General features: G+C 71.4%; 24 protein-coding genes. 4 read left to right on the top strand and 20 right to left on the bottom strand.

The window, feature by feature from the left end:
* Positions 1-17 precede the first annotated feature (17 nt).
* Entirely contained in the window at positions 18-1,049 is a 1,032-nt protein-coding gene (locus tag ABEA43_RS20570; RefSeq protein ID WP_345563962.1) for an ABC transporter substrate-binding protein, read from the top strand.
* Between the two features lie 4 nt (positions 1,050-1,053).
* Here ABEA43_RS20570 and ABEA43_RS20565 read toward each other — a convergent pair whose 3' ends face one another.
* From ABEA43_RS20565 to ABEA43_RS20545, 5 genes are read right to left on the bottom strand one after another with little or no spacing between them, the layout of a single operon-like run.
* Entirely contained in the window at positions 1,054-1,542 is a 489-nt protein-coding gene (locus ABEA43_RS20565) for a metallophosphoesterase family protein (RefSeq protein ID WP_345563960.1), read from the bottom strand.
* A 57-nt stretch (positions 1,543-1,599) separates the two neighbouring features.
* Complete coding sequence (locus ABEA43_RS20560) at positions 1,600-2,322, bottom strand: SRPBCC family protein (RefSeq protein ID WP_345563958.1); 723 nt, start codon at positions 2,320-2,322, stop codon at positions 1,600-1,602.
* Position 2,323: 1 nt separating this feature from the next.
* Positions 2,324-2,923: an ArsR/SmtB family transcription factor gene (locus tag ABEA43_RS20555; RefSeq protein ID WP_345563956.1), complete on the bottom strand. Its 600-nt coding sequence runs from the start codon at positions 2,921-2,923 to the stop codon at positions 2,324-2,326.
* 31 nt (positions 2,924-2,954) lie between these two features.
* On the bottom strand, positions 2,955-4,187 hold the full coding sequence (locus ABEA43_RS20550; protein ID WP_345563954.1) for an RNA polymerase sigma factor: 1,233 nt from the start codon (positions 4,185-4,187) through the stop codon (positions 2,955-2,957).
* Complete coding sequence (locus tag ABEA43_RS20545) at positions 4,184-4,537, bottom strand: YciI family protein (protein WP_345563952.1); 354 nt, start codon at positions 4,535-4,537, stop codon at positions 4,184-4,186. Before ABEA43_RS20545 ends, ABEA43_RS20550 begins: the two co-directional genes overlap by 4 nt.
* A 445-nt stretch (positions 4,538-4,982) precedes the next feature.
* Here ABEA43_RS20545 and ABEA43_RS20540 point away from each other — a divergent pair, with 445 nt between their 5' ends.
* The gene (locus ABEA43_RS20540) at positions 4,983-5,498 is read left to right on the top strand and encodes a GNAT family N-acetyltransferase (protein ID WP_345563950.1); all 516 of its coding nucleotides are present in this window, start codon (positions 4,983-4,985) and stop codon (positions 5,496-5,498) included.
* Positions 5,499-5,642: 144 nt separating this feature from the next.
* Here ABEA43_RS20540 and ABEA43_RS20535 read toward each other — a convergent pair whose 3' ends face one another.
* The 10 genes from ABEA43_RS20535 to ABEA43_RS20490 all read right to left on the bottom strand — a co-directional run bounded on the left by ABEA43_RS20535 (position 5,643) and on the right by ABEA43_RS20490 (position 17,150).
* Positions 5,643-6,812, bottom strand: a complete 1,170-nt coding sequence (locus ABEA43_RS20535) for an RCC1 domain-containing protein (RefSeq protein WP_345563948.1) — start codon at positions 6,810-6,812, stop codon at positions 5,643-5,645.
* 314 nt (positions 6,813-7,126) lie between these two features.
* Entirely contained in the window at positions 7,127-9,238 is a 2,112-nt protein-coding gene (locus tag ABEA43_RS20530) for a TerD family protein (RefSeq protein ID WP_345563947.1), read from the bottom strand.
* Positions 9,239-9,331: 93 nt separating this feature from the next.
* Positions 9,332-10,312, bottom strand: coding sequence for an LLM class flavin-dependent oxidoreductase (locus ABEA43_RS20525; protein WP_345563946.1), 981 nt, complete (start codon positions 10,310-10,312; stop codon positions 9,332-9,334).
* 71 nt (positions 10,313-10,383) lie between these two features.
* Complete coding sequence (locus ABEA43_RS20520) at positions 10,384-10,824, bottom strand: hypothetical protein (protein WP_345563945.1); 441 nt, start codon at positions 10,822-10,824, stop codon at positions 10,384-10,386.
* 402 nt (positions 10,825-11,226) lie between these two features.
* Complete coding sequence (gene fdhA / locus ABEA43_RS20515; protein ID WP_345563944.1) at positions 11,227-12,450, bottom strand: formaldehyde dehydrogenase, glutathione-independent; 1,224 nt, start codon at positions 12,448-12,450, stop codon at positions 11,227-11,229.
* A 133-nt stretch (positions 12,451-12,583) separates the two neighbouring features.
* The gene (locus ABEA43_RS20510) at positions 12,584-13,009 is read right to left on the bottom strand and encodes a DUF6221 family protein (protein ID WP_345563942.1); all 426 of its coding nucleotides are present in this window, start codon (positions 13,007-13,009) and stop codon (positions 12,584-12,586) included.
* 118 nt (positions 13,010-13,127) lie between these two features.
* Positions 13,128-14,045 (bottom strand): nitroreductase family protein, encoded by a 918-nt coding sequence (locus tag ABEA43_RS20505; RefSeq protein ID WP_345563941.1) that lies wholly within the window; start codon positions 14,043-14,045, stop codon positions 13,128-13,130.
* Positions 14,042-15,163, bottom strand: a complete 1,122-nt coding sequence (locus ABEA43_RS20500; protein ID WP_345563940.1) for a hypothetical protein — start codon at positions 15,161-15,163, stop codon at positions 14,042-14,044. The genes ABEA43_RS20505 and ABEA43_RS20500 overlap by 4 nt, the downstream gene beginning before the upstream one ends.
* The gene (locus ABEA43_RS20495; protein WP_345563938.1) at positions 15,160-15,615 is read right to left on the bottom strand and encodes a DUF4188 domain-containing protein; all 456 of its coding nucleotides are present in this window, start codon (positions 15,613-15,615) and stop codon (positions 15,160-15,162) included. The genes ABEA43_RS20500 and ABEA43_RS20495 overlap by 4 nt, the downstream gene beginning before the upstream one ends.
* Positions 15,612-17,150, bottom strand: a complete 1,539-nt coding sequence (locus ABEA43_RS20490; protein ID WP_345563936.1) for a phenylacetate--CoA ligase family protein — start codon at positions 17,148-17,150, stop codon at positions 15,612-15,614. Before ABEA43_RS20490 ends, ABEA43_RS20495 begins: the two co-directional genes overlap by 4 nt.
* 136 nt (positions 17,151-17,286) lie before the next feature.
* Here ABEA43_RS20490 and ABEA43_RS20485 point away from each other — a divergent pair, with 136 nt between their 5' ends.
* Positions 17,287-18,414: a winged helix DNA-binding domain-containing protein gene (locus tag ABEA43_RS20485; protein ID WP_345563934.1), complete on the top strand. Its 1,128-nt coding sequence runs from the start codon at positions 17,287-17,289 to the stop codon at positions 18,412-18,414.
* A gap of 49 nt (positions 18,415-18,463) precedes the next feature.
* Here the strand turns inward: ABEA43_RS20485 and ABEA43_RS20480 are convergent, their stop codons facing one another.
* The 3 genes from ABEA43_RS20480 to ABEA43_RS20470 form a co-directional block, all read right to left on the bottom strand.
* Positions 18,464-19,243, bottom strand: coding sequence for a TetR/AcrR family transcriptional regulator (locus ABEA43_RS20480; RefSeq protein WP_345564341.1), 780 nt, complete (start codon positions 19,241-19,243; stop codon positions 18,464-18,466).
* A gap of 111 nt (positions 19,244-19,354) precedes the next feature.
* Entirely contained in the window at positions 19,355-20,203 is an 849-nt protein-coding gene (locus tag ABEA43_RS20475) for an LLM class flavin-dependent oxidoreductase (protein WP_345563932.1), read from the bottom strand.
* Between the two features lie 281 nt (positions 20,204-20,484).
* Positions 20,485-20,859, bottom strand: a complete 375-nt coding sequence (locus ABEA43_RS20470) for a hypothetical protein (protein WP_345563930.1) — start codon at positions 20,857-20,859, stop codon at positions 20,485-20,487.
* A gap of 300 nt (positions 20,860-21,159) precedes the next feature.
* Between ABEA43_RS20470 and ABEA43_RS20465 the strand changes: the two genes are divergently transcribed.
* On the top strand, positions 21,160-21,729 hold the full coding sequence (locus tag ABEA43_RS20465) for a hypothetical protein (RefSeq protein ID WP_345563929.1): 570 nt from the start codon (positions 21,160-21,162) through the stop codon (positions 21,727-21,729).
* Positions 21,730-21,822: 93 nt separating this feature from the next.
* Here ABEA43_RS20465 and ABEA43_RS20460 read toward each other — a convergent pair whose 3' ends face one another.
* Together ABEA43_RS20460 and ABEA43_RS20455 are read right to left on the bottom strand one after the other, a co-directional pair.
* Positions 21,823-22,455: a GNAT family N-acetyltransferase gene (locus ABEA43_RS20460; protein WP_345563927.1), complete on the bottom strand. Its 633-nt coding sequence runs from the start codon at positions 22,453-22,455 to the stop codon at positions 21,823-21,825.
* A gap of 39 nt (positions 22,456-22,494) precedes the next feature.
* Complete coding sequence (locus ABEA43_RS20455; protein ID WP_345563925.1) at positions 22,495-22,866, bottom strand: MerR family transcriptional regulator; 372 nt, start codon at positions 22,864-22,866, stop codon at positions 22,495-22,497.
* Positions 22,867-22,909 lie beyond the last annotated feature (43 nt).

The following is a 22,909-nucleotide window of genomic DNA, read 5'->3' as shown; positions in this document are numbered from 1 at the left end:
TGTCATGAGGAGAATCCATGGCCACTGTCCCGCGACGCTCGCTCGTCGCTCTCGGCGCCGCCGCCCTGCTCGGCGTGAGCGCCTGCGGCGGGACGGCCGCGCCGCCCTCGGCCGTTCCCTCGGCGGCCCCCACTGCTGCCGCGCAGGGCCCGTGGACCTGGACCGACGACCGGGGCAAGAGCCTCTCCCTCCCGCAGCGGCCGCAGCGCGTCGTCGCCCAGTCGGCCGCGGCGGCCGCGCTGTGGGACTTCGGCGTGCGGCCGGTCGCGGTGTTCGGCCCGCACAAGCTGAAGAACGGCGGGCGCGACCCCGAGGTGGGCGAGGTCGACATCAGCAAGGTCGAGTCGATCGGGAACGTGTGGGGCGAGTTCAACGTCGAGAAGTACGCCTCGCTCCAGCCCGATCTGCTGGTCGCGGGCATGTACCAGAAGAACACCCTCTGGTACGTCCCGCCGGAGTCGGTCGCGGCCGTGGACCAGATCGCCCCGTCGGCCGGCGTGCAGCTCAGCGGCAAGCCCCTGGTGGAGATCATCGAACGGTACGGGGCCCTGGCCGCCGCGCTCGGCGCGGACCTGAAGGCCGCGCCCGTGGCCGGGGCCAAGAGCCGCTTCGACGCGGCGAGCGCGGCGCTCAAGACGCTGGCCGCGGCGAAGCCGGACCTCAAGGTCATGATCGTCACCGGTACGCCCGAGTCCCTGTACGTCGCCTACCTGCCGGACCACCCCGACATCAAGTACTGGGGCGAGCTGGGCCTGAACATCGTCTATCCCCCCAAGCCCACCCAGAGCGAGGGCGGCTTCTGGGAGGTGCTGAGCTGGGAGAACGCCGACAAGTACCAGGCGGACGTGATCCTCGTGGACGCCCGCTCGCAGTCGATGAAGATCGAGGAGATGGCGAAGAAGCCGACCTGGGCCAAGCTCCCGGCGGTCAAGGCGGGCCAGCTCTACCCGTGGCACGCGGCCGAGAGGTACAGCTATCTCGGTTACGCCAAGGTCATGGAGGAGCTCGCGGCCAATCTGGAGAAGTCGCGCGACGACGTCGTGAAGTAGCGCTTCAGGTGACCGGGACGATCTCGGCCCTGGTCAGGGCGCCGTCCTGGATGGTGAGCAGGCCCAGCGTGCCGTGCGGCTGACGGCGGCGGTCGGTGGGGGAGCCCGGGTTGAAGATGCGCAGGCCGCCGGGCTCGTCCTGTTCGTCGAGCGGGATGTGCGAGTGGCCGAAGACCACCAGGTCCGCGTCCGGGAACCGGCGGCGCATGCGCTCCAGCCGCCCCTTGGCCGGGCCGCTGTCGTGGATCATGCCGATCCGCAGCCCGTCCAGGGTCAGCTCCAGGGTCTCCGGCGCCACCACGTCGGGGCCGTCGTTGTTGCCCTTCACCACGTGCACCGGCGCGTACGCGGCCAGCTCGCCGAGCACCGAGGCGACGCAGACGTCTCCCGCGTGCAGGATGACGTCCGCGTCGCGCAGGTGCCCGGCGACCCTGGGCGGGCACGAGCGCCAGCGTCTGGGCGCGTGGGTGTCGGACAGCGCGACCACGTTCACACCGAGGTCATGCCCCGTTCGCGCCGCGCCTCACGGGCGCTGTCCGTACAGGTCCGCTCACGGGCGCTGTTCGTACAGGTCTGCCAGCCACGCCCGCCAGCGCGGCCCGCTCTCGTCGCCCGCGTACGGCAGGTGTGCGGCGATCATGCTGCCCTGCAGCCCCTGGAGGAAGCGGTAGAGGGCGTCGCCGGTGCGGATGCCGACCGTCTGGGAGTTGCGGAAGTAGACGACCCCTTCGATCGAGCCGGGGCCGAAGCGGACCCGGTCGCCCGGCTCGGGCGGGCCGCCCAGCTCGGCGTACAGGGTCTCCCAGGCGCGCGGCCAGTCGTGGACGGGCGGCCCGAACTCGGTGATCGGTGTCGCGATCCGGCCGGCGAAGTGCGTGAGGTATTCGACGAGGGTCGCGAAGTACATCTCCAGCCCCCTGGACATGGCCTCGAACTCGTCCTGCCAGTCGTCGCCGGGCAGGAAGCCGCTGGTGACCATGCGCAGCTGCGTGCTGCCCCGGTCGCGGCCCTCGATGAGGAACTCATAGGCGACGAACCGCCCGTCGTCGGTCTTGTCGCTGCCGTGGGCCAGGTGCTTGAGCGGGTCGGCGACGGTCACCGTGGAGTCGGGCATGTCGAACCCGCCGAAGGCGGTGCGGACGACGCCGTCCGCCACCTCGTTGCGTCCCAGGAACCACGAGTCGATGCCCGGCCCCGTCGAGATGGCCGCCCACACGTCCTCGGGCGTGGCCTCGACCATGGCCTCCAAGGGAAGCTCGAACTCGTGCCCCACGTCAGCCCTCCTCTTTCGCGGCGGGCTTCACCGAGGGGTGCACGGCCACGATCAGCCGATGGTCGCGTCCGCCCTCCGCCGTTTCGTCATGATATTTGCTGACCAGCGACGCCACGCAGTTCGCCAGCTCCTCGGCGAACGCCGCCCGGTCGGCCGACGACGCGAAGCGCACCTCACCGTCGATGGCGAACGTGGCCACCCGCTTCTGCGCCTTGGCCGCCCCGGTGAGCAGGGTGCCGACATCGCGTACGAGCTGCGCGGCCAGCGCCAGCAGCCACCGCGCCGACAGCCGGTCAGGCGAGCGGGCGGGGTCGGGCTGCACGGCGGCCAGCGCGGTCGGGGAGATCACGAAGGACGCCGCGGCGGCCTGCATCACCCGCTCGGTCACGTTGCCCTTCCTGCGCTCCTCGACCAGCTCGACCAGGCCGTGCCGCTCCAGCGTGCGCAGGTGGTAGTTGACCTTCTGCCTGGCCAGGCCTACCTTGGCGGCCAGCGACGTGGCGGAGCCCGGCTCCACCAGCGCGGCCAGCAGCTTCGAGCGCATGGGGTCGAGCGACGCCTCGGCTGCCGCGGGGTCTTCGATCACCGCCACTTCGTGCATGCTTGAACGATGGCACCGAAAAAAAAGATTGTCAAGACAGTCGCGCTGCTCGGTCCTCGAGGTACCGCTGCTCGGGAATGCTCGTGGTCAGGCGGGCCGCGTCCCGGTACCCGGTCACCGCCGCCGCCGTGTCACCCGCCATCTCCAGCAGGTGCGCGCGGACGGAGGCCAGCCGGTGATGGCCCGACATGCGCTCGTCGGCGGCCAGGCGGTCGAGCAGGTCCAGCCCGGCACGCGGGCCGTGCACCATGGCGACCGCGACCGCGTGGTTGAGCGTGACCACCGGGTTGTCCTCGACCCCGGCCAGCACCCCGTACAGCGCCAGGATCTGCGGCCAGTCGGTCTCGCCGGCCGTGGGCGCCTCGTCGTGCACGGCCGCGATGGCGGCCTGCAGCTGGTACGGGCCGATCGCCGTGCTGGTCAGGGCGTCGCTGACCAGCTCGACACCCTCCTCGATGAGCCGCCGGTCCCACCGGCCGCGGTCCTGCTCGGCGAGCGGGATCAGCCGGCCGTCCGGCCCGGTGCGCGCCGGCCGCCGCGCCTCGGTGAGCAGCATGAGCGCCAGCAGCCCGGCGACCTCGCCGTCGCGGGGCAGCAACCGGCGCACCGCCCGGGTGAGCCTGATCGCCTCGCCGGTCAGCTCGGCCCGGTGCAGCTCGGGGCCGGAAGTGGCGGTGTAGCCCTCGTTGAAGATCAGGTAGAGCACGTGCAGCACCACGCGCAGCCGGTCGGCCCGCTCGCCCTCGGGCGGCAGCCGGAACGGCACGCCGGTGGCCTTGATGCGCTGCTTGGCCCGGCTGATGCGCTGCGCCATCGTGGCCTCGGGCACCAGGAACGCGCTGGCGATCTGCGCCGTCGTCAGCCCGCCCACGGCGCGCAGGGTGAGCGCGAGCTGCGAGGGCTGCGACAGCGACGGATGGCAGCACAGGAACAGCAACGTCAGCGTGTCGTCCTGGCCGGAGGCCCGCTCCTCGCCGGGTGCGGGGGCGGTGAGCTCGTCGGCCGGCACGCTGATCGCGACGCTCTCCTCCCTGCGGCGGCGGGCGTGCTCGCTGCGGATGAGGTCGATGACCCGGCGGGAGGCGACGGTGATCAGCCAGGCCCGCGGGCTCTCCGGCAGGCCCTGCTCGGGCCACTGCACCGCCGCGTCGAGCAACGCCTCCTGGACGGCGTCCTCGCACGTGCCGAACTGCTCGTAACGCCGTACGAGCGCGCCCAGCACCTGCGGCGCCAGCTCCCGCAGCAGGTCCTCGACCTCGCTCACGCGGAGATCTCGTTGATGATCGGCCGCACCTCCATCGCGCAGAGCCGGGCGTCCGGCCAGCGAGCGGCGATCTCGGTGGCCCTCTCGACGTTGGGGCAGTCGACGATCAGGTAGCCGGCCAGGTATTCCTTGGCCTCCAGGAACGGCCCGTCGGTGACGGCGGGGACGCCGCCGCGCACCTTCACGGTCCTGGCGCTCTCGGGGCCGTCCAGCGCCTGGCCGCCGACCAGCTCGCCGCTCTCGCCCAGCTCCCGCATCAGCGCGTCGACCTCGGCCATCACCTCGTCGTGGCTGCTCGCGATCGCGTCCTGGGAGGCGGGGTTGGTGTAGATCATCAGTAGGTATTTCACGCAGGTCATCCTAGGGGCGGCACGGGCCGCGCAAAAAGGCGAAACTCCAGCTCAGGCCCCGCCACCGACGCCTTCCCTGCCGTCCCGTCCGTGGCGGCTGCCGCGCACGGCCCCGGTTCTGCCGGGTGGTGATCGGGTGGCGACGGGCGGTGTGCAAGAGTGTCCTTGTGGGGACGTGGCGCCACGCGCCCAGGCGCGTGGCGCCACATGGCCCTGACCCGCGACCCCCGTCCAGCTCGGCCCGCGCCAGGATCCGGCCGCCGGCGGGTTGGTCGGTACGGGGAAGGTTTGCTACGGTTCTCGCCAGTGTGCGGGACACGCCCGATCACAGTGTGGCGAGGGAGGTTGATGAATATGGCTGCCAGCGGCCGTCTTCAGCATGCCCTTGCCCGACCGGCGCACCTCTAGCGCCCGGCTCGGGTCGTTCAACGACCAGGAGTCTTACGTGTCCCATTTCTTCTCCGTGACCGGCACCGATCTGATCACCGACCGCCTCATCCTGCGGTCGTGGACCCCCGCCGAGGTCGCCGCCGTCCTGGACGGTACCCGCCTGCCCCACTGGGCCGGCGACTTCCCCGCCGAGGGTGACCACGTCATCGCCGGACTGTTCGCCGAGCAGCCCGCCTGGCTCGGCGAGTACGGCCACCGCCAGCTCATCGAGCGCGACGGCGGCCTGGTGGTCGGGTCGATCGGCCTGTTCTGGCCGCCGAGCGACGGCGACCTGGAGATCGGCTACGGCGTTGTGCCCTCCAGGCAGGGCCGCGGCTACGCCACCGAGGCCACCCGCGCCCTGACGGAGTTCGCCTATGGCGCGCCGGGAGTCGGCACCGTGTCCGCCGGCGTCGAGCTGTCGAACCCGTCCTCGATCAGGGTGCTGGAGAAGGCCGGCTTCCAGCGCTCGCACACCGACACCGAGCAGCAGACGGCCCGATACCGCGCCACCCCGCCCGCCGGGCGGTAACCGCCGATCCGGCCGCACCTTCACCATCAGCGTGAAGGTGCGGCCGGTGGGCGGCGTCCTGGCAGTGCGGCCGGTGGGCGCCGTCAGCTCATCTGGCGGTGCGGCCGGTCGGTGCCGTCCTGGCGGTGCGGCCGGTACGTGCCGTCAGTTCACCTGGCGGGCGGCCAGGCCGTGGTCACCGCCGGCGGCGATGCGCGTGATCCCAGGCCCCCACACGACGGGGAACGGCGGCATCGGCACGGGATGCCCGGTGCCCGTCTGGCCGGAGTTGTACTGTCCCCAGCCGTAGGCCTCCCCGCCCGAGGTGAGCGCCAGCCCGAAGGCGCAGCCCGCCGCCACGTCCCTGATGCCGGACAGGCCGGGAACGACCTGCGGCTGCGTGACGACGGAGCCGGTGAAGGCCACCTGAGCCTGGGAGTTGTCGCCCCACGCCCACACCCGGCCCGATCCGTCGGCCAGGTAGCTGTGCCCGCATCCGGCGGCGATCGCGCGCACCTGCCCGTACCCGCCGATCACCGGCTGCGGGCTGAGCGACGCCGTGACCGAGGTGGTCCCGTTGCCGAGCTGGCCGAAGTTGTTGGCCCCCCAGGACAGCAGCGTGCCGTCGGCGCGCACCGCCAGCGAGTGGTAGAAGCCCGCGGCGATGTCGAAGACGGGCCCGCTCTCCTTGCCGCCGAGGCCGGGAATCACAACGGGGCTTGCCTTGTCGACGCCCGTCCCGTCACCGAGCTGACCCCGCGAGTTGGCCCCCCAGGCCAGCACGGTGAAGGAGTTCCGCAGCGCCATGCTGTGGAACCAGCCGGCCTCGATGTGCGTGATGTTCCGCATCTCGCCGAGGAGCTGCGGGGTGGCGTACGAGCCGCCGAACGAGCCGAGCCCGAGCTGCCCGAAGTTGTTGACCCCCCAGGCGTAGACGTTGCCCTTGTCGGTGCGGGCCAGGCTGAAGCCCCAGCCCGCCGCGACCTCCACGATGCCGCTCAGGCCCGCGGTCTTGACCGGCACGTTCGTGTCGGTGTGGGTGCCGTCGCCGAGCTGGCCGTTGTTGTTCTGGCCCCACGCCCACACCGTGCCGTCGGCGGCGATGGCGAGGGAGTGGGTGAGGCTGCCCGCGAGCTCGGTGAAGCCCGCCTCCGGGTTGCGCACCTCGACGGGGATCGGCTGGTCGTCGTCGCTGCCGTTGCCGAGCTGGCCGAAGGCGCCCCGGCCCCAGGCGATGGCATGTGTGCCCGGCGCCGCGGCCGCCGGACCGGCGACGGCCAGCCCGGCCGCCACCACGACGGCCGCCAGGGCGGCGCGCACGTGTGTGATCGACATGGAGTCTCCTCAGGATGATCGGGCGAACCCGATGGGTGTCCTCCTCCTAGGTGCGGGGCCGGAACCTGGAGGATTCTCATGGCTACCCGTGAGGCGTTCCATGCCGTTCCATCTGTGCCATGGAGTGAGTCGTGAGGAAGGCCCGAAAGCTGACAGGACGCCAGAGGTCCGTACGGACCCGGCTGGCGTTAAGAAAGTGAGAAGGAAGCCCTCGGATGGCCTCGACGACCAGACGGCGAGGAAAGCGGGAAAGCTGGAGCCAATTGGAAAATTGAGAAGGAAGCTCTCCCATGGCCTCGCCGGGCCCAACCGTATCAGGCGGGGATCAGCTCATGCAGCGTCGCGGGCGTGTACACCCGCGCGCCGGGCGGCAGGTCGGCCGGCGTCTCCAGCCCGATGTAGGTGACGTTCCCGGCCGGGGACGCCTTCGCGCGCAGCAGGCCGGTCAGGTAGCCGACGTTCAGGTAGTCGCGCTCCACGATCGAGCGCACCAGCAGGGACGCGGTGACCTGGTTGCCCTCCACCTGGTTGAAGCCGGGGAATCCCTGCAGATACACGTGCAGCCACTTCACCCGCCACTCGCCGTCGTCGCCGCGCAGGAAGACGAGCGGCAGGGCGATCCGTCCCGATCCGCGCAGGTCCGACTTCATCCGTACGGTACGCGGCTCGAACGGCCTGCCTTTCTGAGCGGAGTCCCTGGTCATGTACCCGAAGAACGCCTCGGCGGCCTCGTCGAACCGTTCCCCCGCGTAGATGTTGACCTGGGGGATGATGATCGGCTGCGTCGCCTGGGCGAGACGGATGTCGACGAACTCCGACGCGCCGTCCGACGCCTCGGTGAGGTCGCCGGAGTAGACGGCGAAGCCGTTGGTGTGGTTCGTCCAGGAGATGTGCGTCGGGTTGTCGTAGGCGGCGTCGAGCATGAGCGCGGACAGGTCGTAGTCGGTGCGCCGCTCGGACTCGCGCCAGTGGACGAAGAAGCGGAGCAGCTCGCCGCGCACCGGCGACAGGGAGCCGCGGGGCAGCGTTCCGAGCCCGGGCGCGACGGCCTTGCCGGACAGTGGCAGGGCGACGTCGAGCACGCCGGGATCGACGATCAGCTCCCCGAGGTCGGGGAGACGGCGGGTGATCTCCTCGTCCAGGAACGCCAGGGTCCGCGCCACGACCTCCTCATCGAGCGGCGAGCGCGCGTCGGGGTCCGTCCACGCCCGGCCGTGCCGGTTGGTGAAGACGCGGCCCGCGGCGGGGGCGAGCCGGTTCTGCAGGTGCTCGCGCAGGGACAGCAGGACCCGGCAGGAGGCGCCCGCCATCGCCTGCTCGGCGGCCGCCAGCACGGCGTCCGGGGAGGGAGCGATGCGCAGGAGGTGGTCCAGGCGGCGCAGCAGCGCGCCGGGCGCGTGCGCGAGCAGTTCGACGGCCTCCTCGGTGCGGCCGGCCGCCAGGGCGGCCTCGACGCGGCTGTCGATCCCGGCCGCCTGCCGGGTGCCCCTGGCCACCTCGAAGACTTGGGCGGCGCGCGGGAAGTGCGGGTACTCGTGCGGATGCAGCCGCTCGCCGAGCCGCTTCCACTGCTCCCGGTAGCGTGGCACGTCGCCGAGCTTGGCCGGGGTGGCGACCGCGTCGAGGGCCCGCATGAGGGCGCGGCGCTCGGCGCGGCGGAACGAGCGGAGCTTGGTGGGCACGGCCAGCGTGACGTCGCCGCCGGAGCAGCCGCAGGCCAGCCGGAGCACGTCGGTCACCGTGTCCACGAGCAGCGGCCGGCCGGCGGCCAGGCGCACCTCGTTGACGACGGCGCGGTTCTCCCTGACGGGGATGCGCTCGGGCTCCTCGGCGCAGAACGACGCCAGCAGGCGCAGCGCCGCCAGGTCCTCCTCCGACAACGGCGCCTCGGAGCCCGCCAGCGAGAAGTACAGCTCGCGCGCCTCCTCCTCCAGGCTGCCGCCCAGCTCCAGCACGGTCACCCGGTCGGTGGCCAGCGGGACCAGCTCGGCGTGCGCGGCGAGCAGATCGGCGTAACCGTGCTGGTAGCTGCCGTAGCCCGGCAGGGTCAGCAGGTTGAGCGTGGCCGGCTGGACGCGGTCGGCGCCGGCCGGGCCGACCATGGAGTCGAGCAGCAGGCCGGCCCAGAACTCCAGCGTGTCCGGCACGTTCTTCGGAAAGTCGATGAAGTACGCGTTGTGCTGGACGTGGTCGCCGACCAGGGCCCGGACGGCGGCCAGGACCCGTACCCCGAGATCTATGACGGTCGCGCCGGGCAGCCGGCCCAGACGTTCGAGCAGGGCCGGCGAACAGGTGAAGCCGACGCTCAGGAGGGCGGCGTCGAGCTGACGGGCGGCCACCTCGCCCCAGCCCGGCCCGGACTCGGCGGGAGTACCGATGGGGACGCGTAACCGCCTGACGATGACGAGGCTCTCCAGAGAATCCACGGACGGCACCCTATAGGGGGATAAGGCGGGTTTTCGAGGTTCTTGCGGTGGGGCGCGGCTCGCGTGTCCGTTCGCCGCTATCGCCGCTCACCGTCAACCCGTGAGCTGGGGGATGACCTTCTCGCCGAACAGCCGGATCGCGGCGAGCACCTCCTCCCGGGGCAGACCGCCGATGTCGATCAGCACCAGGTGCGTGTCGAGCCCCAGCAGCTTCTGCTGGGCGTTGAGCCGATCGGCGACCTCGCTGGGGTCGCCGCAGATCGCCGCGCCCTCCATCAGCCTGCCGATGTCGACCGCCCTGCCGTCGCCGCGCCACGGGCTGGCGAACGAGGCGTACGCCTCCAGGTAGGGCCGCCACCGTTCGCGCGCGTCGTTCTCCGCGACGAACACGTGACTGGGCAGCGCGACCCGGCCTGGACCGGCCCGCCGGTAGCCGGCCACGACGTCCACGTAGCTGCCCGGGTCGCGCAGCGTGCTGGGCAGCATGAGCGGCATGCCCAGCTCGGCGGCGAAGTCCGCGGACGCCGCCGATCCGCTGCCGACCCACAATGTCGGGTGCGGCCGCTGGATCGGGCGCGGCGTGGTGGTCACGTTCTCCAGCGGGCTGCGGAACGTGCCGTGCCAGGTGACGTTCTCCTCCTGCAGCAGTTTCAGCAGCAGGCGCAGGTATTCGTGCAACCGCGGCCGCAGGTCCGCGGGCGCGATGCCGAAGGCGACGTCGGTCTCCTTGGACACGCCGCGGGCCACGATGAGCTCGGCGCGTCCGCCGGACAGCACGTCGAGGGTGGCGAGCTCTTCGGCGACGCGCACGGGGTCGTGGTGGGCCAGCAGGGTGACGCCGGTGGACAGGCGCAGCGTGGTCGTCTGGGCCGCGATCGTGGCGAGCAGAAGCTCGGGTGCGGAGATGATGTAGCGGGTGAAGTGGTGCTCGCCGATGGCCACGCCGGTGAATCCGGCTTCTTCGGCCACGACGGCCTGGTCCACCATCGCGCGGATGCGATCCGGCTCGGAGTGGGTCTGCCCGGTGCGTGGATCTGGCAGGTGATCCCCGAGGATCAGCAGATAGACATCCACAAGGGGAGACTCTACCCAAAACGGGCCCACTGGCTGGGCCCCGTGCCGTGAAGAGCACGGGGCCGCGCTGCTCAGCCGATGGCCAAGTACTTGAAGATCCGGCTCAGCTCCAGGTTGACCTTTTTCTGGAGGGTGGCGTCGTTGATCCAGTCGTTCTTGAAGTGCGATTTGGCGGCTGCCTGGCCGCCGTCGCTGTTGATCAGCATCTGGACGGTGGTGTATTCGCCGGAGTCGTCCACTTGGTAGAAGACGTGATTCTTCTGGGCCTTGGTCACGGTGAAGTGGCAGTATTCCCAGGACAGCCCCTTCTTGTCCATCGGCGCCTTCTTCGTGATCGTGATATGCGCGTCGTACTCCTCGCCGTCCAGGGTCACCTTGATCCCTTCCAGGAACACCCATGTGCCGGCGCCGTTGTAGCCGACCGTGGGATTCTCGACCCTTATCACGTTGAGCCCGAGCCCCGTCTCATCGAACGTCTCCCACCTTTTGACCGTACTGCTGATTTCCGGCATGCCTGCCCCCGTTGAATTGATCGATTTCCCGTGAGTCGCGCTTATCGTCACAGCGCGAAATCGCTCTCTAATCAACGGCGGTTTGCAGTGAAAGCTGACGATAATTTTCGCGCATTTGCGTGGCGCACAAATTGTCGTCATTTCGCGCCGGCGTGGGCATCAGCGGACGAATGCCGATGACGTACACCTTCCTGGCGCTCTTGACGTGGCCCGCGGCGATGCGCAGACCGTCCCGATTGGCCGGCGTGCTCGTCTCGCCGACGTTGGCGGCGTGGGATCTTCACTCGTCCCACCTGTCGCCTCGGCCCCACCCGCCTCTCGCCGGGCGCGAGCCCGAGGCGGCGGGAACACGTTCGTGTTCGATCACCATCGCGAACACGAACGTGCTCTCCTGGATCGAGGTCAGGCCGCCTTCGGGATGAGGCCGTGCGGGTCGAGCACGTACTTGCGGGCCGCCCCTTCGTCGAACTCGTGGTAGCCCCGCGGCGCCTCGTCGAGCGGGATCGGCGTGGCGTTGACGGCCTTCGCGATCTGCACCCTGTCGTGCAGGATCGCCGTCATGAGCTGGCGGTTGTACCTCATCACCGGGCACTGTCCGGTGACGAAGCTGTGCGCCTTGGCCCAGCCGAGCCCGATCCTGATCGACAGCGAGCCGTGCTTGGCCGCGTCGTCGTGCGCCCCCGGGTCTCCGGTCACGTACAGGCCGGGGATGCCCAGCGCGCCACCCGCCCGGGTGACGTCCATGAGCGTGTTGAGCACGGTGGCCGGGTGCTCCTCACCCGACTCGCGGCCGTGCCCGCGGGCCTCGAAGCCCACGGCGTCCACCGCGCAGTCGACCTCCGGCACGCCGAGCAGCTCCTCGATCTGGTCCCTCGGCTCGCCCCTGGACACGTCCACGGTCTCGCAGCCGAAGCTGCGGGCCTGGGCGAGCCGTTCCTTGTTCAGGTCGCCGACGATGACCACGGCGGCCCCGAGCAGGAACGCGGAGGCGGCCGCGGCCAGCCCCACCGGGCCCGCGCCGGCGATGTAGACGGTCGATCCGGGCCCGACGCCCGCGCTCACGCAGCCGTGGAAGCCGGTCGGGAAGATGTCCGTGAGCATGGCCAGGTCCAGGATCTTCTCCATGGCCTGGTCCTTGTCGGGGAACGTGAGCAGGTTCCAGTCCGCGTATGGGACAAGCGCGTAGTCGGCCTGCCCGCCGGTCCAGCCGCCCATGTCGACGTAGCCGTACGCCGAGCCGGGACGGTCGGGATTGACGTTCTCACAGATGTGGGTGTTGCGCTCCTTGCAGTTGCGGCACCGCCCGCAGGAGATGTTGAACGGCACGGACACCAGGTCGCCGGTCTTGACGAACTCCACGTCGCGGCCGGTCTCGACGACCTCGCCGGTGATCTCGTGCCCCAGGACGAGCCCCGGGGGAGCCGTGGTGCGGCCGCGAACCATGTGCTGGTCGCTGCCGCAGATGTTGGTGGCGACGGTCTTGAGTATCGCGGCGTGCGGCAGCTTGCGCCCCACGTTCGCCGGATTGACCCCAGGACCGTCCTTGAGCTCGAACTCGGGGTAGCCGGTCTCGTGCACCTCGACCTTGCCTGGGCCTTCGTAGACAACCGCTTTGTTGCCAGGCATGACGTTCCTTCCCTCGTACGCGGAGTGGCGGTCGTGTCACCGGATTCCACATCACCTCCCGCCTGGACGGCGGAGCTGGCGTAAGAGGATTTATGTCTTTAAGTCCCATTATATCGAGGGTCGGGCTCCGGGGTCAGGGGCGCCAGCCCTCATCGAAGTCGTCGTGGTCCTCCCAGCGCTGCGCCAGCTCCCAGGCCGTCGCCCCCGCGAACCCGGCCAGGCCCGGGTCGCCGGACCGCAGCCCCTCCAGGCAGCGGTCGAGCGTCCGCCGGCGGGCCCGCACGTCACGCAGCGTGCGCGCCGGGTCATGGCGAGCGATGTAGTCGGCGTCCCTGGCCGACTGCGTGTGCCCGGCCTCGCCGGTGATGCAGATGGCGCCGCGGAACGCCGACGTGCCCCCGTAGCCGACGAACTCCTGGCCGTTGGTCATGGTCACGAAGTCGTCGCCGTCGTACCACTCGTTGCCCGGATCGTAGGACCAGGGGCCGGGGGTGGCGTCGCGGGCGGCCTGCTCGTCCTCGTCGAGCCGGGCGCGGACGAACGCGATCAGCTCATCCACGGCCCCGGCTCCTCTCACCGCGCGCTTCCGGGCCGCGGCCCACCGGATCGACATAGATCATGAAGCACATCGTCCCGGTCCTGACGCCGTACGTCGAGGCAGACAGGCGAACGGGGTGTCAGGCGCGCAGCCGGGCCGACGGCGTGGCGGGCGCCTTCGGGCGGCCCACCCTGGCCACGTGCAGGAGCGTGCTCGGGTCGGCCACGCCCAGCAGCCCGGCCAGCGCCGCCCTGGTCTGTTCGTCGTCGATGAGCTGGCTGAGCGGATGCGTGGTGTAGCCGAGGCCCGACAGGGTGAGCCAGTGCCGCATCAGCAGCCGGCCCGTCTCCAGCTCCTCCTCGGCCGGCCCCACCAGCACCAGCACGTCCCCGTCGTAGTCCAGCAGCCCCCGCGAGGCCCCGGCCAGCACCCTGGGCAGGCCCAGGCGGCGCAGTGCCGGGTAGAGCGCGAGCGAGGCCCGCAGCGCGACCGCCTCCACCCTGCTCAGCGCCAGGGCCCGGTCGCTGAGCCCGTCGAGCAGGTAACGGCGGTGACGCCGGGTCAGCCGCAGCCAGTGGCGCAGCTCCCGCGTCACCGGCCCGTCGCCGAACTGGCGCAGGTCCGCCGCGTGCAGCAGATCCTCCAGGTCCCGGCAGGCGAGCCTGCGCGTCCCGGTCAGCCGCTCCGCCACCTCGGCGGGCAGCCGCCCCGGGTGGTACTCGCCGCGGTTCGCGCCGCGCGCCCGCACGTCCGCGGTGCTGAAGGGCGTCTCGTACGGCTGCGCCGCGGCACGCAGGAAGCCCGCGCGCAGCGGTCCGGGATCATGGTGGAATCCGACGTGGAGCCCCGCGTCCGCGCACACGATCAGGCAGCACTCGACGAAGGCCCCCAGGCTGAGCCGCAGATCCCGGCCCGTGGGATCGCTGACGGGCAGCGCCCTGGACGGGTCCCAGCCCACGGCGACCTCGTCGTCGGCGTAGGTGAGCGTCCACGGCTGGGTGTTGTGCGCGCTGGGCGCACGCCAGAAGTCGGGCTCAAGGGCCCGCAGCTCTCTCACGCGAGATCCTTGCCGTAGAAGGTGTAGCCGTGCAGCGGGCGCCCGCCCATCGCGACGTACTGGGCGGCGGAGCCGGGGTTGGTGCGCTCGACGTACGTGCTGCGCAGCGTGTGGTACCCGCCGCCGCGCAGCCCTTCGTGCAGCTCGCGGGAGAGCAGCCGCATGTAGCCGTGCCCCTGCTCGCCCGGCACCGTGCCCTTGATGATGAGCACCGCCTCGCGGCGGTAGCGGGACCTGGTGGCCAGGAGCTGGAGCTGGCGCAGCAGGTGCAGATCGCCACCAATTTTCGCGATAAATCGCGAAATGTCGGGCAGGCAGAGTACGAACGCGACCGGCCGGTCCGCCTTCGTCAGGTACAGCAGCAGCGCCTCGTCCAGCAGGTACGCCAGCCCGTCCGTCTGCGCCGCGAGCTGCCCGGCCGAGATCACGGTGTAGTAGCCGAGCTGCGCGAAGCTGGCGTTGAGCATCTCGCGCAGGATGGGCAGCTGCTCCTTGACCCGCCGACGGTCGCCCCGGTGCACCCGCAGCCGCTCGGCCTCGATGCGCGCGTCGTCGAAGGCGAACACGGGCTCCTCCGGCACCGGGCAGATCCAGGTGTCGGACTCGAAGCGGCGGCCGAACCCGTACGCCTCGTAGGCCGCCGGGTAGTAGGGATGGTTCCAGGCGCTGTCGATGAAACCGCGCTCGCCGAAGCCACTGGTGATGACGCCGCCCGCCTGGTTCGGCAGCAGCGAGACCGGCCCGAACACCGCCTGCCTGCCGCCCGCGGCCCCGGCGGCGCAGATGCCGTCGAACAGCTCCTCCGCCGCCTCCGCCACGAACTCGGTCAGCCCGAAGAGCTGCGTGGCCCGGCCCAGCTTGGCGTCGAGCGCGGCGTCGGTGTGCAGCGTCGTCCTGGCCACCACCTGGCCGTTCCGCCTGAGCAGGAAGAGGCGGACGCCCTGGCGGTGCCAGGCGCGTACCTGGGAGTGCAGCGGCGGGATGAACCGCGGCTCGCCCGCGTAGACGCGGCCGGTCAGCGCGAGGAAGTCGCGCAGGTCACGGCGCGTCTCGACCGGCTCCAGCCCGGACGCGGTGCCGGCTCGACCCTCAGCCCTGTTTTCTGAGCCGGCGATCACCCGCGCCTCACTCGCGGCCCGGCGCCGTCCTCGCCGTCCTCGCCGGACAGGGGCGTGAACGTCTCGATGTGCGCCATCGGCCCGCCCTCCGCGCGCCAGCCGCCGTTGCTGTAGCCCTCAGGTTCGGCGTTGTAGAGGCGGATGTATCCCGCCGTGGCGTTCTTCGTGCCGTCCGTCACCCACTGCATGAGCTTGCGGTGGTGCCGGCTGCGCGCGAACCGCAGCAGCGCGTCGCGATCCTCGAAGAAGGCCAGGGTCCCGAGCGTGAACGGGAACTCCCAGTACACCTTGTGCCAGCGATAACCGCGCATCCGCTTCATGTCGCGGACCATCCGGAACCACGTCAGCGTGAGCGTGAGAATCGACAGCGGCCCCCGGTAACGGGTCGCCCCGACGAACATCGCCGTCGCCTGCCCCTGCGGCGGGGCCTGGCTGAAATCCGTGGTCCTCATGCGTCCTTCACCAGGTAGACGTTCTTCATCTTCGTGAGCCCGGCGAAGGGCCCTTCGCCCAGGTCGTACACCTGGACCCGCAGGTCGGCGGCGGTCGGGTCCTCTTTGAGCGACTCGGCGAAGTCGCGCGAGACCGCGCTCAGGTGGGCGACGACGCCCTTGCGGCAGATCTCGGCCAGCAGCTCGCGGTCGGCGTCGCCGCGCAGCTCGATGTTGATCACCGGGCGGTACTCCAGGCCGGGCAGCTCCTCCAGCGACAGGCAGAACCTGTTGATCGAGGCGGCGTACGGGTTGCCCTGGTAGAGGCCGTACTCGACGTCCTGCGGGTAGAGGTTGGCGCCCATGTAGGAGATCGTCGAGTCCTTGCGGCCGAACAGGAACAGCAGCGGCAGGTTCAGCCGCTCGTCGGTCCACGCGCTTTCGTACGCCTCGTCGCCGAGCGCCCGCCTGACCTCGGCGAGCGTGTGCAGCCTGGCCTCGTCGCCGACGTTGTAGCGGAGTTTGGGCTGCAGGCACGTCTTGGTGTTGATGGTGCACAGCAGCTCGCCGTCCGCGTTCACCTCCAGGAACGTCTCCAGCGGGTTGTAGTGGAAGATCATCGGCAGCCGCTGCTCGCCCGGCCCGAGCAGCCGGTCGCGCAGCCCTTGGTCGGCGGCCAGGCGCTTGCGCAGCCGCACGCTGAACCCGCTCTCCGCGCCCATCCCGATCGTCAGGTCGCTCGCGCCGTAGCCGGAGCGGACCTCCTCGAACCGCTCCTCCAGGTAGTCGCGCAGCGCCTCCGTCATGCCCTCGCCGCCGACCATGCCGCGCACGCGGTAGTCGGCCCAGGGGAAGCCCGCCTCGTCGAGGCGGTCGCGCAGATGCTTGAGGAACGGCGGGTACGCGGCCACCACGTAGTCGTAGCCGGGGCCGAAGTGCTCCAGCGTGTCGGCGATCTTCTCCAGGTCGGGCCCGGTGTTCTTGACCATCGCGATCCTGGTCATGGCCGTGCCCGTGGTGGTGCCCGTGGCCCACGCGCCCATCGAGTACGCGTTGATCACGAACAGCTTCCTGCCGGGGAAGACCAGGTCGATGTACCCGGCGGCGTTGCGGTAGATGCCCTTGAGCTCGCGCGGCCCGCGTACCCAGTTGTAGGGCTTGCCGCTGGACCCCGACGACTCGTCCACGATCACGCCCGGCCGGTGCAGCCTGCCCTCCTGGCAGCGGCTCTCCTCGTCGTACACCCCGGCGTAGTTCTGCTTGGTCGTCTCCGGGAAGTCGGCCAGCCTCCTGGCGTGCCCGGCGCCGCGCGTACGCAGGAAGTCGCGGTAGGCGGGGACGTCCACGGCGGCGAACTGGCAGGCCACCCTGGCGTGCCTGGCGGCCACCCGGTCGAGCGCGGGGTGGTAGCCGCGGGCGACCAGCCGCCAGATGGCGGGATGCAGGGCGCCCAGCCGGTACGCGCCGGTGAGGGACCAGGAGTAGGCCTGGAGCCGGGCTCGTCGCCAGCGCTGGCGGGGGGTGAGCGGCCCGAGGACGGGACTGAGGCGGGTCATGACGGGTGAGAGTAGTGGGGTCCGATGAAAGATCGCTTTACATCCGCTTTCATCCGTTATTCCAGAGCGATCACATGCGGAAGCAACCTTTCCGCATAGCCCTTTATCGTGGGGCGACACCACGGAGGAGGACACGTTGATCGAACTGTCATGGCCGCAGGTGAGTGCCCGGCGGCTGGAGCGGGCCGGGCTCGGCGCCGGACGCGCGGCCGAGGGGCCCGAGGGCGTCGTGGCGGCCATGTGCGGGGCGCACGCCCAGGTGATGTCGGCCGCGGAGGCCTCCATCGGCCTGCGGCTGGACGGCGTCACGCGCGCGCACGTGCGCGAGGCGCTGTGGGGCGGGCGCAGCCTGGTCAAGACGCACGGCCCGCGCGGCACCGTGCACCTCCTGCCCGCGCGCGACCTGCCGATGTGGGTGAGCGCGATGTCGTCGGTGCCGGCGGCGTACAACACGACGCCCCCGTCCAGGCGGATGACGCCCGAGCAGACCGACCAGGTGGTGGCCGCCATCCGCGAGGTGCTGGCGACGGCCGAGATGACGATCGACGAGCTGAGCGAGGCGGTCGTCGCCGCCACCGGGCCGTGGGCCGGGGAGCTCGTCATGCCCGCCTTCCAGGGCTGGTGGCCGCGCTGGCGGCAGGCGATGTCGGTGGCCGCGCACCGGGGCGCGTTCGTCTTCGGGCCGGTGCGCGGCCGCAAGGTCACCTACACCGCCGCCCCCGAGGCGCCGCCCGTGACCGATGGGCTCGGGGCGCTGGTCACGAGCTATCTGACCGCGTACGGGCCCGCCACGCCCGACCAGTTCGCGCAGTGGGCCGGCGGGCCGGTGAAGTGGGCCGCCGCCGCGTTCGGGTCGGCCGCCCTGGAGGAGGTCCTCTTCGAGGGGAAGCGGGCCTGGGTGGTGGCGGGTGACACGGCGGTGCCCGAGGAGCCGCCGCGGGGAGTGCGGCTGCTGCCGTACTTCGACGCTTATGTGGTGGCGGGCCGGCCGCGTGAGCTGCTCTACCCGGGGCCGGCGGCGGCGCGGGCGCTGGCCGGCGGCCAGGCGGGGAACTTCCCGGTGCTGCTCGTGGACGGCATCGTGAGCGGGGTGTGGCATCAGCGGCGGTCCGGCAGCAAGATCGACGTCACCGTCGAGCCGCTCCGCGACCTCACCGCCGCCCAGCTCCGTGAGCTCGACGAGCAGGTCGAACGCGTGGGCGAGGTGATGGAGGGCCGGCCGCGCCTGACCATCGGACCGGTCACCGTGGGCGCGCACGCCTGAGCCCTTCGCCAAGCGGGACCTGGCGGAGCCGGATCATCCGTAGGCGGAGTCAGGCGGTCTTCGCCGCCGCCTCGATGCCGTCGAGCAGCACGCGGAGGCCGACCGCGAACGTCTCGCCCACCCGATGCTCCAGGTACGGCTCGTCCGCGCGGGGCTCGTCGTCCTCCGACTCCACCCAGGTCACCATGGGGAAGCGGGCGGCGAACCCCGGCGCCACCTCCTCCAGCAGGGACGAGCGCGCCTGCCACCACTCCTCGTCCGACACCCCGGTCGCCGAGGGGGCCAGCCGCGACTCCGCCACCGTCTTCGCCGCCCCGCGTACGAAATCGAACAGCAGCGCCACCACGCCGCGCAGCCTGCTGGGCCGCAGCCCGGTCTCGCGCAGGATGCCGACCACGCTCTCCAGCGCCGCGAACTCGTTGGGCCCCAGCACCGGCCGCGCCTGCGACACCTGGAGCACCCACGGATGCCGTACGTAGCAGGCCAGCGCCTGCTCGGCCCACGAGGCGACGGCCGGGCGCCAGCCGTCGCTCAGGTCGTAATCGGAAGGCAGCTCGGCCATGGCCTTGTCGTACATCAGGTCGACCAGTTCGCCCTTGTTCGGGACGTACGTGTAGAGCGCCATCCCGGTGCGGCCGAGCCGTTCGCCGACCTTGCGCATGGACAGCGCCGCCATGCCCTCACTGTCGGCCAGGGCGATGGCGGCGTCCACGATCTCATCCACGCTCAGGCCGGGCTTGGGCCCCGGACGCACCTCGCCGGGCGCGCCGCTGCGCCACAGCAGCGCCATCGAACGGCGCGCGTCACCCTGACCCGCGAAGACGACCACCGAGGAACTCCCCATGCCGGTGAACTCTTTACGGCATAAGGATATCAGCGCCCCTTACCCGTTACGGCCCGATCGCCGACCGGTCGCTTGTTACGGCTGGCCGGGTGCTCGCTATCGCGAGGGCGGTGGGCGGTGGGCGGCCACGGTGGCGAGCATCTCCCAGGCCGCCTCCGGACGCAGCGTCTCCGCCGGATCCCGGTCGAACGGGTCGAGGACGACGGTCTCGGCGCCGAGTTGGCGAAGCTGCTCCAGATCGTCCATCACCTGGTCGATCGTCCCCTCACCTGCGCGCCGGTCCGCACCAGTGACCGGCGCGGCGGTGACGCGCAGCAGAATCCTCGGTGCGAACGCGGGCAGGGGCCGGTCGTGCTCGCGCGCGACCTCCTTCAGCCGCGTCAACGTCTCACGCAGCCAGGGGAGGGTGTTCCTGAGCGGGTGCCACGCGTCGCCGTACCGCACCGCCCTGCGCAGGCCCGCCTCGCTGCCGCCGCCCACCCAGATCGGCACGCCGCCTGAACGGTAGTCGCGCTCGTCGGCCCAGGCCGTCCGGATGGCGGCGAGATGGTCGTCGGTCAGCCGGCCGCGCCGCTCGTAGGCCACCCCGAGCGCCTCGAACTCCTGCCGCGCCCACCCGATCCCCACGCCCAGCACCAGCCGGCCGCCGCTGAGGTCGTTGAGGTTGGCCGCCATCCGGGCCACGAGCAAGGGGTGACGGTAGGGGACGATCAGCACCGTCGTGCCGAGCCCGATCCGGGTGGTGGCGCCGGCGAGCCAGGCGAGGGTGGTGAACGGCTCGTAGAACGGCGCGGGATACTGCTCGGCCACGTCAGGCGTGATCACCACGTGGTCGGACACCATCAGCAGGTCGAACCCGAGCCCTTCGACCGTCTGCGCCCATCGCCGCAGGAGAGCGGGGCCGGTGCCGGGACCGAAGTTCGGGACGTTCACGCCGAGTCGCACCGGGTCAGGCTATCCAGCGATCAACCCGCGAGGGAAGGAATCCCGGGTGCCACGCCACCTCTGGCACGTTGTCCTGGGAAAGCGGCGCCCTGGAAACGAGCCGCCTGGGGAACGAGCCGCCTGGGGAACGAGCCGCCCCGGGAACGAGCCGCCCTGGGAACGCGGCGTCCCCGGAGCGTGCCGGTCGGGGAACGTGGCGCCCCCGGGAAAATGGCACCCCGGGAACGCGCCGGTCCCGGCGCCCGCATGGCGGGCACCGGGACAGATGCGAGGGCGGGAGGTCAGCGACCGACGCCGATGCCGACCCCCGGGCCGAAGCCGTGGCCTACCCAGTTGCCGTTGCCGCTGGTCGGCCAGTTGCGGTGCTTCCAGTGGTGCTCGCCCCAGCTGTCGTGCCCGTGGTCCTGGTGCCCGTTGTTCCAGCCCCAGCCGTAGACGGCCCCGCCCTTGCAGCCGTCGGCGTCGCGGGTCCCGGCGAACACGCCGTGGTGGGTGACGTGGTGGTAGGTCGTGTCTTCGTTCACCCCGAGGCCGCAGTGGTCCGGGTACTGGTGGTTCCAGTCGGTCCAGGTGTCGGCGGCAGCGGTGCCGGCGGTCCCGAACAGCACGGCCGCGGCGAGCAGCGCACCGCCGGCGGCGATGAGGCTACCTTTCATGATCTCCCCCTGTTATCACGAAGTGACATCGGCCATCACTCTACGTAGCGATCTTGTGGTATTCGCGCAGCGCCACGCCCGGTTTCGCCCAACAGGGGGCCGTTGACCGGCAAACTCGCAGGTGTCACCGGTCGCGGCCGTACAGCCGCCTCAACCCGGTTCGGCCCGCTGCGGTCGCCCTGGCCGGCCTCAACCCTTTTCGACGAAGAACTCCGCCAGCACCGGGGCCGGCGTCCCCGGATCGACGTCGTCCGCGCGGCCGGGAAGCTGCGATGCCGGGCATCCGGTACGGTCCTCGCCATGTCCGCGGCGGCCGTGCGCAGCGCCTCCGGGCTGGACATGCTGTCGACGACCAGCGTGGGCACGGTGACGGCGGCGTACCGGGTGAGGGCGGCCGAGCTCGCGAGCGTGGTGTCGTACACGAGGGTGGGCGCGATCGCCTCGAGCGCGGCGCGGAACGGCGAGGTGCGCATGCCCGCCACCATCTCGGGCGGGATGCCGATCGCGGTCTGGAACGCCTCGACCGCCGCACCCCCGCTCGCCGGCCCGCACCAGCTCGTCGAGCTGCTTGACCAGATCGGCGGACGCGGCGTCCCCTACGGGCGGCGGCTCGAACAGCGCCAGCTTCACGGCCCTCCCGGCCCCCTGCTCGCGCAGGCTCGCCTCAAGGGCCAGGATCGCGCCGGAGGAGTGGCCGAACACGAACGCCGTGCCACCCGCGTGGTCGATCAGCGCGGCGAGATCCGCAGCCTCCCGCTCAACACTGCGCGGACCGACACCGTGAGGGTCGGTGCATGGCTGTTCCTTCCTGGAGCTCCTGACGTTGCACCGACGAACGGGACCGCCCCGGACAGACAACCACCCGGCTAGAAAGTACGTCCGCGAGAGGGCGGCCCTGCGACTCAGTGTCGCCCGCCCGCCTCCGCCCGCCCGCCTCCGCCCGCCCGCCTCCGCGCGGCCGGGTCAGCCGGTCGGCGCGGGGAGGAGCGCTTCGGCGCCGATGGGCCGGTATCCCGCCGCGAGGAAGGCGCGGACGCTGGCCGCGTTCCCTGGGGCGACCTGTGCCCAGACGGGCCCCGGCGCCAGGTGCCTGGCAGAGGCGGCCAGGGCCCGGCCCAGCCCGCGGCCGCGATGGTCGGGCTCGACCTCGACCGCGGCCTCCCACCGCCCGGCCACGCCGCGCCCGACGACGAGCAGGCCGCCGTCCTGGGACGTCCACACGCGTACGTCGTCGCGGTAGCGGCGGGCCCGCGCCACCCGTGGATGATCGCCGGCGGTGAGCTCCTCCAGAGGAGCAGGCGGCGGGCCGGCCAGCGGCTCGGCCAGCAGGAGCAGGTCGATGTTTCCGACCTGGCGCCCGGCCCAGCGCCCGAGCGCCGACAGGAACGGCGGGCAGAGCGGGGCGGACAGGTCGCCGGGCGGGAGCCGATCGCGGATCCAGACCGGGTCGAGGTCGGCGAACACGACCGTGTGGGCGGTGAAGGCGATCACTCCCAGGTCGCGGGGCGACGGCTGCGGCAGGACCGTCAGGCCGCCGTCCGCTTCGGGGAGCCGGCCGCGCTGGGCCTCGTCGAGCAGATCCGCCAGCGTTCGCATGAGGTCCATTCCAGCAGGCCGATGGCCGGCCGGACCAGATCACCGGGAAGAGGCCTCCACGGCGGCGAGATAGGCGTGGATCGCGTCGCGGTTGCGCGAAAGGCACTCGATGCGCTGGTGAAGGCGCGTGGCCTCGGCCTTGAGCAGGTCGGCGAGCTCAGGGGTGAGGCACTGCGGGTGGAGGTGGATCTCGTCGGGTTTGTCGAGGAACGGCAGGATGCGGCGGATGATCTCCGTGGTGAGACCGGAGTCGAGCAGGCCGCGGATCTGCTGAACGCGGTGGACGGCCGCGTCCGGGTAATGGCGGTAACCGTTGCCGGCACGTTCGGGGTGGAGGAGGTCCTGTTCCTCGTAGTAGCGCAGCATTCTGGTGGGGACGCCGGTGCGCTGGGACAGCTCGCCGATCCTCATGGCGTACCCCGATCGTGTGGATTTGCCTTCACATTGATGTGAA

It is taken from the genome of Nonomuraea rosea, assembly GCF_039539705.1.
Taxonomy (GTDB): domain Bacteria; phylum Actinomycetota; class Actinomycetes; order Streptosporangiales; family Streptosporangiaceae; genus Nonomuraea; species Nonomuraea rosea.
Note: the sequence above shows the minus strand (reverse complement) of the source record. Positions and strands in the feature narration are given on the sequence as shown.